Below are 11,152 nucleotides of genomic sequence, written 5' to 3' on the forward strand. Positions count from 1 at the left end.
GGGCCGCCGCCGCCCGGCGCGGCGGCGACGCGGGTCAGCACGGTCGCGCCGTGCGCGGCCGCGGTGCGGGCGAGCGCGACCACGAGTCGCGCGTCGTCCACCAGTTGCCCGTCCCATGCCTGGAGGCCGCCGCGCAATCCCTGCTGCCGCACTGTCGGTGCCAGTCGCAGCGCCTCGGCCCGGGTCACCCGCCGTGACCGCGGTAGCAGTGCCGCCGGCGTGCCCGCGCCCACCCGCAGTGCGTCGCCGGCCAGGAAACCCGCCCGGATCAGGCTCCGGGTGGACAACCCGATTCCGGGCAGCAGCGGGACCAGCTGGGGGAGCGGCCGGACCAGATGGGGCGCGGTGCGGCGCAGCAGGATGCCCCGCTCCACCGCGCTCTCGTGCGCGATGCCGATCTTCCCGCTCGCCAGGTAGCGCAGTCCGCCGTGTACCAGTTTCGAACTCCAGCGGCTGGTGCCGTGGGCGAGGTCGTGGCGTTCCACCAGGACGGTGCGCAGTCCGCGGGCGGCCGCGTCGAGCGCGACGCCGGCGCCGGTCACACCGCCCCCGATCACCAGCAGGTCGATGGTCGGGTGGTCACCGAGGGCCGCGAGCTCACGGCGCCGGCGGTGCGCGTTCAACGCGGGCCCCGCGGTGGGGGAAGGGTTCTCGGCCATCTTGTTCTCGGCACGGCGTCCGCCGGGGGACGGAACGGAAGGCGGGGACGATCGCCGCTTCCGGATACGCCGGGCGCTACTCCTTCCTGGCAGGTGGGATCACGGGGCGAGATAGGTATCGAGAGCGTGCCGGAGTTCGGTGTCGAGCGCGGATCCGTCGAGCAGATGGGCGACGGTGGCCGCCGACTGCACCGCGGACTGGGTGATCAGCAGCACCATGGCCGCCAGCCGATCGGGGTCGCCGGCCCGGACCGACCCGTCCGCCTGACCGTCCCGGATGCCGGTGCCGAACAGGTCGAGCAGTTGGCGCTGGTTGCGGCCCAGCCGGCCGAACACGTAGGTGAGCATCAGATCGGTATCGGTGCGGAAGATCTTGCCGAACAGCGGGTTCGACCGGACCGCCGCCGCGCCGGCCACCACCCCGGTGACCAGCCGGTCCCGGGCCGGACCACCGGTCGGTACGGCCGTGGCGATGATCTCGCTCAGTTCGCGCACCAGTAGTTCGGCGACCAGGTCGCGGCTGTCGGACCACCGGCGGTAGACGGTCGGCCGGCTCACGCCCGCCCGGCGGGCGACCTCGGTGAGCGTGGTGCGCCGGACGCCGAACTCCGCGACGCATTCACGGGCCGCGTCCAGGATCGTCTGCTCGACCGCTGCTGCGCCGGATGACACGGACTCGACCTCGTCTCCAATTCGGGTTACTGCTTGACACTACATGTCAAACTGTAACTCATGACAGGTGAGCAAGGCGAACGTCCGGTGAACTCGGCATCGAGCACGCGGCGACCGGATATGGTGTGGGACGCCTGGGGTGTTCCCGCCGGGCACACACCGCTCCCCGAGCAGATCCGCGGCCTGCTGATACAGGTGTTCGGAATCTCCGGGGAGCCGGCGACGCGTCGTGATGAGGGCGATGTGCCGCTCCGGCCGCCGGTCCTGTCCCCGGACCGGCGGGCCGGTCTGGCCGACCTCGTCGGCGCGGACCATATCTCCACCGAACCGGTCACCCGGCTACGGCATGCCGGTGGTAAGAGCACCCCCGACCTGCTGCGACGACGCGATCCCGCCCCGCAGGACGCACCGGACGCGGTGGTCTTCCCCGCCGGTCACGACGAGGTGGCCGCCGTCCTCGCCTACTGCTCGGAGCAGGGCATCGCCGTGGTGCCCTTCGGCGGCGGCACCAGTGTGGTCGGCGGGCTCGACCCGGTGCGAGGGGCGTTCGACACGGTGATCGCGCTGGACCTGCGCCGGCTGGACGCCCTGCTGGACTGCGACCCGATCACCGGCACCGCCACCTTCGGCGCCGGGGTCACCGGTCCGCGTGCCGAACAGTTGCTCGCCGAGCACGGGCTCTCGCTCGGGCATTTCCCGCAGAGTTTCGAATACGCCAGCATCGGTGGATTCGCCGCGACCCGGTCGTCGGGTCAGGCGTCCGCGGGGTACGGCCGGTTCGACGATATGGTCCAGCGGGTCCGGGTGGCCACGCCCACGGGAAGTGTGCTGCTGGGCCGGGCGCCCGCCTCGGCCGCCGGACCCGATCTGCGTGAACTGTTCGTCGGTTCGGAAGGCGCGCTCGGCGTCCTCACCGAGGTCACGGTCCGCGTCCATCCCGTTCCGGAGACCACCACCCATATGGCCTGGTCGTTCCCGGATTTCGAGACCGGAGCGGCCGCGTTGCGCGCGGTCGTGCAGGCGGGCGCGGCGCCGACGGTGCTGCGGTTGTCCGACGAAGCCGAAACCGGGCTGAACCTGGCGCGGGCCGGAAATGTGGGCGGGGCATCGGTTTCCGGTTGCCTCGCGGTGACCACGTTCGAGGGCACCGCCGCCCACACCGCGGCCCGTGGCGCCGAGGCCGCCGCGGTACTGCGCGCCGCCGGTGGTACGGAACTCGGTCCGGAGCCCGCCCGGGAGTGGCAGCACGGCCGTTTCGCGGCCCCTTACCTGCGTGATTCGCTCCTGGATGTCGGGGTGCTGTGCGAAACCCTGGAGACCGCGACCACCTGGAGCGCGCTGGCCGATCTGAAGGCGAAGGTGACGAGCGCGCTCACCGATTCGCTGACCGCCCAGGGTGCGCCCGCCCTGGTGATGTGCCATATCTCGCACACCTACCCGACCGGCGCGTCACTGTATTTCACGGTGGTGGCCAGACTGCTCGACGATCCCATCGCGCAGTGGCGGGCCGCGAAAGCGGCCGCCGGGGACGCCATCGCCGCCGCCGGCGCCACCATCACCCATCACCACGCGGTGGGCGTGGACCACCGCGCCTGGCTACCCGGCGAGATCGGCGACCTGGGCGTACGGGTATTGCGCGCGGTGAAACGCGAGATCGACCCGGCCGGGATCCTCAACCCTGGCAAACTGCTGCCATGACGCGCGCAGCGGACCCCCGGGAGGTGCGTACGGTCGCCGTGGTGACCAACCCCGCCTCCGGGCAGGGCCGGGCGCGCGAGGCCGCCCGCATCGTCGTGGACCGGCTGAGCGCGGAGGGCGTGGCGGTCGTCGAGATCCACGCACCCTCCGCCGCGCGGACCCGTGCGCAGGTGCGCGATGTGGTGACCGGCGGCGCGCCGGACGCGGTCGTCTGCGTCGGTGGTGACGGTCTGGTGAACACGATCCTGGACCCGCTGGCCCGTTCGGGCGTGCCATTGGCCTTGGTCCCGGCGGGCACGGGCAACGACCTGGCGCGTGAACTGGGTATCGCCGACGAGCCCGCCCGTGCCGCGGAACTGGTCCGATCCGGGCAGGTGCGCACCATCGACCTGGGCCGGATGGAACCCGCCGGGCACGACCCGATGTGGTTCGCCACCGTCGCGTGCACCGGTTTCGACGCCCGGGTCACCCTGCGTGCCAACCGGATGCGCTATCCGCGCGGCCGGTCCCGCTACACCTTCGCCGCGGTCGCGGAGATCGCGCACGGAATCGCGGTGCCCTACCGGATCGAATTGGGCGGCCCGGCCGCAGAGGTGATCACCACCGAGGCGTTGCTGGTCGCGGTGGGTAACACCACCACCTACGGCGGCGGCATGCTCATCTGCCCGGACGCCCGGTGCGACGACGGCCTGCTCGATGTGACCGTGGTCGGCAAGGTTTCGCATCTGGAGATGCTGCGGATCCTGCCCGCGCTCTCGGCGGGCCGGCGGATCGACCATCCCGCGGTGCGCCAGTACCGGGCCGAATCGCTGGGTTTGGCCGCCACCGGCGCCCCGGCCACCGCCGACGGCGAACCCGCGGGCCGGCTGCCGCTCACCGTGCGCGTCGAACCCCGGGCGCTCACCGTCCTGACCCCCTGACCGCGGGTCAGGCGGCGAACCGGACCCGCAGTCGGTCCACGCCGACCCGGTCGACCACCACGACCGAGGCGGGCGCGGGCCGGGGACCGGCTCCGGCCTCCAGCCGCCCCAGCATCTGTCTCCAGCGCCATACGTGCCAGTGGAACGACAACAGCCCGACCCGCCGCCCGCGCGCATATTGTCCGGCCCGGGCGACCGTCGCCGGCACATCCAGTAACACCATGTGCAGTTCGCGGCCGTGCCGGACGGCCCAGCGGGTCAGCATCCGGCGTGTGAAACCGATGGTGCCGCAGTCGTGGATCACCACCGGGCCGGTGTGATCGCGCAAGGCGACCCAGATGCGGCCGAAATGCACTACGTGCACCACCGGCCGCCACAGCGGGTAGGGCAGCCAGGCCAGCCGGCGCCGCCACGCGTTGCGGGCATGGATGGAATCGAGCACTACCGACTGATCGGGACCGGGTAGCGCCTGTTCGGCATCGGGGTCGGCGCCGAACAGCCGGCGCAGCGCGGTGCTCTTGCCCGCGCCGGGTATTCCGGCGAACAGCACGGCCGCGCTCGCCGGGTACCGGAGCTCCCGCGTCGGCCGGCCCCGTAGGTCGTCGACGGCCCGGGGCCGGACGATTTCCGAATCCGATTCGGGGAAGATGGATTCCGCAGGGTTCAACGGTAACGAGTCGAGCGGGGGGTTCACCCCGTCCAGGGTCCCCAGTCGAACCGGTTTCGGCAAGAATGTCGGCTTTGTCCGCTCGAGGTCACAGGTTTCGGCCGAGCCCGCCGACTGCGGCGAGCCGGGCGCACGCTTGGGAATTCCGGTGCTCGAGCTGAGAATTGTTTATGGATTGGGAGCGCGGACCAGGATCGGCGGTAGTCTTACTGCTGTAGGCGGAGTCTTCGGTGTCCCTCATCCACCGAAGGCTCCGCCTCGGTTTTTCTCCGCCACCTTTCCGGGGTCCGGCGCGGTGTCCCCTCGTTCCCGTCCTGCGGCAATCGCGCTCTCCCGCTGTCCCGTGTAGCGCCCTCCATCAGGTCCTTCCCCGGGCCGGACTCACCCTCGTGCGCGGCGACCGCCCGTTTGCATGCCGGTCCCGGTTGATCGGGGTGAAGGTCCCCGCTCGCCTCACGTTCCTTCCGGACAGCCGGTATTCGTGGCCGGAACCCGCCTCGGCTCCGGACCGGCGAAGCGAGGGAGCGCGGCGACCGGCCGTGAGTGGTCGGCCGTCCGCCGCGCGTTGTTATCGAATACCGGCAGTGTGGGGCTCGCCCGGGCCGGCCGGGGTGGGTGTCGCTGCTCGGCTCATGCCCATTCCAGGCGGCGGGGCGCCGACCCCGCAACACCGGCGGCGACACCCTGGACACTAGAATCGCGGCGTGACCAGCGCAGCCCCTGACAACACGCGTAATCGTGCCGATGCCCTCCCCAAGAGCTGGAATCCCGGCGAGGTGGAGGCCGACCTGTACGAGCGCTGGGTAGCCGCCGGTTACTTCCACGCCGACCCGCACAGTTCCGCGCCCGCGTACTCGATCGTGCTGCCGCCGCCCAATGTCACGGGCACGCTGCACATGGGTCATGCGCTCGACCACACGCTCATGGACACCTTGGCGCGCCGTAAGCGGATGCAGGGTTACGAGGTGCTGTGGCTGCCCGGGATGGATCATGCCGGTATCGCCACCCAGACGGTGGTGGAGAAGCAGCTCGCCGCGGACGGGAAGACCAAAGAGGATTTCGGCCGCGAACTGTTCGTGCAGAAGGTCTGGGACTGGAAGCGTGAATCCGGTGGCGCCATCCAGTGGCAGATGCGGGCGCTCGGCGACAGTGTGGACTGGTCGCGGGACCGGTTCACCATGGACGAGGGCCTGTCGCGCGCGGTCCAGACGATCTTCAAACGCCTCTACGACGCGGGTCTGATCTATCGTGCCGAGCGGCTGGTGAACTGGTCGCCGGAACTGCGTACCGCCATCTCCGATATCGAGGTCAAGTACGAGGATGTCGAGGGTGAACTGGTGTCCCTGCGGTACGGGTCGCTCGATGATGCCGAACCGCATGTCGTGGTCGCCACCACCCGGGTGGAGACCATGCTCGGTGACACCGCGGTCGCGGTGCACCCGGAGGATCCCCGGTACCGGGAGCTGATCGGTACCACCCTCGAACATCCGATCACCGGCCGGCGGATCCCGATCATCGCCGACGACTACGTGGATCCCGAATTCGGTTCCGGCGCGGTGAAGATCACGCCCGCCCACGATCCGAACGACTTCGAGATGGGCCTGCGGCACAACCTGCCGATGCCCACGATCATGGACGAACGCGGCCGGATCGCCGATACCGGTACCGAATTCGACGGGATGGACCGGTTCGAGGCGCGGGTGAAGATTCGTGAGCGGTTGGCCTCCGAGGGCCGGATCGTCGCCGAGAAGCGCCCTTACCTGCACAGTGTCGGGCATTCCGAACGCAGCGGCGAAGCGATCGAGCCGCGGCTGTCCATGCAGTGGTGGGTGAAGGTCGAATCGCTGGCCAAGGCGGCCGGTGACGCGGTCCGCAACGGCGATACCGTGATCCACCCGGCGAGCCAGGAACCGCGCTGGTTCGACTGGGTCGACGATATGCACGACTGGTGTATCTCGCGGCAGCTGTGGTGGGGTCATCGTATTCCCATCTGGTACGGGCCCGAGGGCGAAGTCGTGTGCGTCGGCCCCGACGAGCAGGCCCCCGAGGGATGGGTGCAGGATCCCGACGTCCTGGACACCTGGTTCTCCTCCGGGCTGTGGCCGTTCTCCACGATGGGCTGGCCGGACGCGACCCCGGAGCTGGCGAAGTTCTATCCGACCAGCGTGCTGGTCACCGGATACGACATCCTGTTCTTCTGGGTGGCCCGGATGATGATGTTCGGTACCTTCGTCGCCGACGACGCCGCGGTGTCCGCCGGTAAGGGCGGGGCCTATCAGATTCCCTTCGAGGATGTCTTCCTGCACGGTCTGATCCGCGACCAGTTCGGCCGGAAGATGTCGAAGTCCCGGGGCAACGGGATCGACCCGCTGGACTGGATCAACAACTACGGCGCGGACGCGCTGCGCTTCACGCTCGCCCGCGGCGCCCAGCCCGGCAGTGATCTCTCGGTCGGCGAACCCCATGCCCTGGCCTCGCGCAGTTTCGTCACCAAGCTGTTCAACGCGACGAAGTTCGCGCTCATGAACGGCGCCCGCCCGGGGACGGTGCCGGCGCGGGAGACGCTGACCGACGCCGACCGCTGGATCGTGGACCGGCTCGACGAGGTGCTCGCCGAGGTCGACGCCGCGTTCGACGCCTACGAGTTCGGTAAGGCCTGCGAGGCGCTCTACCACTTCGCGTGGGACGAGCTCTGCGACTGGTATCTGGAACTGTCCAAGGTCCAGTTCGCCGAAAGCGAGGAGCGGGCCGAATCCACCCGGGTCGTGCTCGGGTCGGTGCTCGACGCGGTGCTGCGGTTGCTGCACCCGGTGATCCCGTTCGTCACCGAATCGCTGTGGCAGGCGCTGACCGGCGCGGAGTCGGTGGTCGTGGCGGCCTGGCCGGAGCGCACCGGGACACCCACCGATACCGGCGCGGCGCAGCGTATCGCCGATGTGCAGCGGCTGGTCACCGAGATTCGCCGGTTCCGCAGTGATCAGGGTCTGAACGACAAGCAGAAGGTCGCGGCACGGGTGCTCGGCCTGGACGCGGCGGGCCTGGCGCATCTCCATCCGGAAGTGAGCACGCTGGGCCGGCTCACCGAGCCCGGCGCGGATTTCGCGGCCACCGCTTCCGTGGAGGTGCGGCTCAGCGGCACCACGGTCACCGTCGAGGTCGACACCTCCGGCACCGTGGACCTCGCGGCCGAGCGGCGGCGCCTGGAGAAGGATCTGGCGGTCGCGCAGAAGGAACTCGCGGGCACCGAGGCCAAACTCGGTAACGAGGCGTTCCTGGCCAAGGCGCCGGAACCGGTGGTGGACAAGATCCGGGCCCGGCGTGAGGTCGCCGCGGCCGAGGTGGAGCGGATCGGGGCCCGCCTGGCCGAGCTGAGCGGCAAGTGAACGCCCACGACGACGATGCCGAGCCGGAGCCCCGCAACGGCGGCTCCCGGCTCGGCACCGGGCCGTCACCGGTGGATCTTGCGGAGATGGCCCTGGTCGAGGCGGAACTCGACCAGCGCTGGCCGGAAACCAAGATCGAACCGTCGCTCACCCGGATCGCCACGCTGATGGATGTGCTGGGTTCACCGCAGCACGGGTTCCCGGCAATCCATGTCGCGGGCACCAACGGTAAGACCTCGGTGACCCGGATGATCGACTCCCTGCTCACCGCGCTGCACCGCCGGACCGGCCGGCTCACCAGCCCGCATCTGCAGCTGGCCACCGAGCGGATCAGCATCGACAACCGGCCGATCTCCCCGGCCCGCTACGTCGAGCTGTACCGCGAGATGCAGCCCTATATCGAGATGATCGACGCCCAGTCGGCGACCGCGGGCGGCCCGGCGATGAGCAAATTCGAGGTGCTCACCGCCATGGCCTACGCGGCGTTCGCCGAGGCGCCGGTGGACGTGGCGGTCGTGGAGACCGGTATGGGTGGCAGCTGGGACGCCACCAATGTGATCGACGCGCAGGTCGCGGTCATCACCCCCATCGGCCTCGACCACACCGAATACCTGGGCCCGGATCTGGCCTCCATCGCCAAGGAGAAGGCCGGGATCATCAAACGCGCCCCCGAGTCGCTGGTCCCCACCGATACGGTCGCGATCATCGCCGAACAGGACCCCGAGGCGCTCGAGGTACTGCTCCGCCGGGCCGTGGAAACCGACGCGGCGGTGGCGCGGGCCGGTTCGGAATTCCAGGTGCTGAGCCGGCGGATCGCCGTGGGCGGGCAGCAGCTCGAACTACAGGGGCTCGGCGGGGTCTACGACGAGATCTTCCTGCCCCTGCACGGCGAGCACCAGGCCCACAACGCGGCGCTCGCGCTGGCCGCGGTGGAAGCGTTCTTCGGGGCCGGCGCCCAGCGCCAACTGGACATCGATGCGGTCCGTGCCGGTTTCGCCGAGGTCACCAGTCCCGGGCGCCTGGAACGGATGCGCAACGCGCCCACCCTGTTCATTGATGCCGCGCACAACCCGGCCGGTGCTACCGCGCTGGCCGCGACGCTGACCTCCGAGTTCGATTTCCGCAAGCTGGTCGGTGTGGTCGCGGTGCTGGCCGACAAGGACGTCGGCGGTATCCTCGCCGCGCTGGAGCCGGTTTTCGACGAGATAGTGGTGACCACCAACGGGTCCCCCCGGGCGCTGCCGGTGGATCAGCTCGCCGATCTGGCGGTTCAGCGGTTCGGCGACGAGCGGGTGGTCACCGCGGACTCGTTGCCGGATGCGCTGGAAACCGCCGTCGCGCTCGCGGAGGAGGTCGGCGCGTCCGGTGAGATGGTCTCCGGCGCGGGTGTGGTGGTCACCGGCTCGGTGGTCACCGCCGGCACCGCGCGCGCCCTGTTCGGGAAGGACCCGGCGTAATGCCCGGGGCCGGCCGCCGCCGACAACGAGGAACAGCATGAGTGAGCCCGAAGCGCCGAAGCCCGAGGCGACGACCCCGGCTCCGCCCGATCCCTGGAAGGGCCTGCGCGGGGTGATGGCGGGTGCCCTCGTACTCGAGGCGATCACGGTGTTGCTGGCGCTGCCGGTGGTCGCCGATATCGCCGGTGGTGTCACCTGGGTATCGGGTACCTACCTGGTGGTACTTGCCCTGGTGATGATCGCGGGCGCGGGTCTGCAGCGTCGTTCCTGGGCGGTTCCGTTCAATCTGGGGTTGCAGGTGCCGGTGCTGATCGGCGGGGTGTTCCATCTGTCGATCGCGATCATCGGCGTGATCTTCCTCGCGGTCTGGGCCTTCATCCTGCTGCTGCGCTCGGACGTGAAACGGCGGATGGACGAGGGGACGTTGCCGAGCCAGCGCATGTCCGGCGGTTCCTGACCGAGGTCGCCGGGCCGTCCTCCGCGATCCGCCCACCCGGCCTGGTCAGGCCGACGCTACTCACGCGTAGGCCGGGGGAGGACTGGTTGGGCCCCGCCCGACGGCGCCCATTAGGCTGACCGCGTGACAGAGCAGACGTTGATTCTGATCAAACCGGACGGTGTGGCCCGCGGCTACGTCGGCGAAGTACTGAACCGGATCGAGCGCAAGGGTCTCACCATCGCGGCCCTCGAGCTCAAACAGGTGACCGAGGAAGTGGCCGCCGAACACTACGCCGAGCACGCGGAGAAGCCGTTCTACCGCTCGCTGATCGAGTTCATCACCTCGGGGCCGGTCGTCGCGGCCGTCCTGGAGGGCCCGCGCGCCATCGCCGCCTTCCGGCAGCTGGCCGGCGGTACCGATCCCGTAGAGAAGGCCGCACCCGGCAGTATCCGCGGTGACCTGGGCCTCGAGACCCAGTACAACCTGGTCCACGGTTCGGACTCGCCCGACTCGGCCAAACGCGAAATCTCCCTCTGGTTCCCCGAATTCCCCCTCTGATCACTGTCCGGTGACGGGCCGACCGGACCCGTGCCAGTGCCTCACCCAGCGCCACGGCGAACACCTGGCGCACGGTGTGGGATACTGATACATGGTTGCGCTCCACAGTGGGCACGACCGGATGACACACTGCGGAACGATGCCGCCATCGCTGCCGCGGACGCACAGCCGGATTTCTGGGGCTGCGTCTGCCCGGCGCGCTGGACGAGCGCTCGGACCGCGGCGTTCAGCCATATGCCAGGCGCCGCGTGGCCAGTTAGCCCGACCGACGTGATAGTGGAGATAACCGGGCGCGCGGGGCGAGACCATGGACCTCGCGCCAACCGCGCGAGGCGGACGGAAAGCGTCCCCGCGACGGCCGCGTCACTCGAAGAGGAACGCGCCCGGGGGCCCGAGGAGACTTCGTGGCCGATCAAGAGCCGCTGGACACAACATCACAGGACGACGATCACTTGCCGGAGCGAATCCGAGTACATGCCTTGGCCAAACGGCTCGGCGTGACCAGTAAGCGCATCTTGGCCAAACTCAGCGAACTCGGGACCGAAGCCCGTAGTCCGCAATCGAGTGTGGACCGGGCTGTCGCGGAGTCGGTGCGCGAATCACTGACGGCTCCGCCCGCATTCGCTCCGGCCGAGCCCGGGCTGTTCGAGCCCACCGGTACCTCGGCGGGTCCGGTCGGCGCGGGGGATGCCGCAGCCC

The 11,152-nt window shown here is 70.0% G+C and carries 10 protein-coding genes; 7 read left to right on the forward strand and 3 right to left on the reverse strand.

The features are described from left to right. A partial coding sequence (locus ACLML9_RS24605) for an FAD-dependent oxidoreductase (protein WP_411947744.1) occupies nt 1–659 on the reverse strand: 659 nt, incomplete at its 3' end. 99 nt (nt 660–758) lie between these two features. Continuing rightward, nucleotides 759–1,331 (reverse strand): TetR/AcrR family transcriptional regulator, encoded by a 573-nt coding sequence (locus ACLML9_RS24610; RefSeq protein ID WP_411947745.1) that lies wholly within the window; start codon nt 1,329–1,331, stop codon nt 759–761. 120 nt (nt 1,332–1,451) lie between these two features. On the opposite strand from ACLML9_RS24610, the gene ACLML9_RS24615 reads away from it, so the two are divergent. Both ACLML9_RS24615 and ACLML9_RS24620 read left to right on the forward strand, forming a co-directional pair. Continuing rightward, nucleotides 1,452–3,029, forward strand: a complete 1,578-nt coding sequence (locus tag ACLML9_RS24615) for an FAD-binding oxidoreductase (RefSeq protein ID WP_411947752.1) — start codon at nt 1,452–1,454, stop codon at nt 3,027–3,029. Further along, on the forward strand, nt 3,026–3,949 hold the full coding sequence (locus tag ACLML9_RS24620) for a diacylglycerol kinase family protein (protein ID WP_411947746.1): 924 nt from the start codon (nt 3,026–3,028) through the stop codon (nt 3,947–3,949). Before ACLML9_RS24615 ends, ACLML9_RS24620 begins: the two co-directional genes overlap by 4 nt. A 7-nt stretch (nt 3,950–3,956) precedes the next feature. On the opposite strand, the gene ACLML9_RS24625 is transcribed toward ACLML9_RS24620, so the two are convergent. Beyond that, nucleotides 3,957–4,643, reverse strand: a complete 687-nt coding sequence (locus ACLML9_RS24625) for an AAA family ATPase (RefSeq protein ID WP_411947747.1) — start codon at nt 4,641–4,643, stop codon at nt 3,957–3,959. 677 nt (nt 4,644–5,320) lie between these two features. On the opposite strand from ACLML9_RS24625, the gene ACLML9_RS24630 reads away from it, so the two are divergent. The 5 genes from ACLML9_RS24630 to ACLML9_RS24650 form a co-directional block, all read left to right on the forward strand. Further along, nucleotides 5,321–7,999 (forward strand): valine--tRNA ligase, encoded by a 2,679-nt coding sequence (locus ACLML9_RS24630; protein WP_411947748.1) that lies wholly within the window; start codon nt 5,321–5,323, stop codon nt 7,997–7,999. After that, entirely contained in the window at nt 7,996–9,456 is a 1,461-nt protein-coding gene (gene folC / locus ACLML9_RS24635) for a bifunctional tetrahydrofolate synthase/dihydrofolate synthase (RefSeq protein ID WP_411947749.1), read from the forward strand. Before ACLML9_RS24630 ends, folC begins: the two co-directional genes overlap by 4 nt. A gap of 37 nt (nt 9,457–9,493) precedes the next feature. Next, the gene (locus tag ACLML9_RS24640; RefSeq protein WP_411947750.1) at nt 9,494–9,913 is read left to right on the forward strand and encodes a DUF4233 domain-containing protein; all 420 of its coding nucleotides are present in this window, start codon (nt 9,494–9,496) and stop codon (nt 9,911–9,913) included. Nucleotides 9,914–10,036: 123 nt separating this feature from the next. Continuing rightward, entirely contained in the window at nt 10,037–10,453 is a 417-nt protein-coding gene (gene ndk, locus ACLML9_RS24645; protein ID WP_030523235.1) for a nucleoside-diphosphate kinase, read from the forward strand. Between the two features lie 404 nt (nt 10,454–10,857). Beyond that, a partial coding sequence (locus ACLML9_RS24650; protein ID WP_411947751.1) for a translation initiation factor IF-2 N-terminal domain-containing protein occupies nt 10,858–11,152 on the forward strand: 295 nt, incomplete at its 3' end.

The sequence above is a fragment of the Nocardia sp. NPDC002869 genome, from assembly GCF_046764065.1.
GTDB lineage: Bacteria > Actinomycetota > Actinomycetes > Mycobacteriales > Mycobacteriaceae > Nocardia > Nocardia rhamnosiphila.

What these genes read in the sequence shown, in the direction of transcription:
- ACLML9_RS24615 (WP_411947752.1), top strand. Translation starts at nt 1,452, where the DNA reads ATGGTGTGGGACGCCTGGGGTGTTCCCGCCGGGCACACACCGCTCCCC.
- ACLML9_RS24620 (WP_411947746.1), top strand. Translation starts at nt 3,026, where the DNA reads ATGACGCGCGCAGCGGACCCCCGGGAGGTGCGTACGGTCGCCGTGGTG.
- ACLML9_RS24640 (WP_411947750.1), top strand. Translation starts at nt 9,494, where the DNA reads ATGAGTGAGCCCGAAGCGCCGAAGCCCGAGGCGACGACCCCGGCTCCG.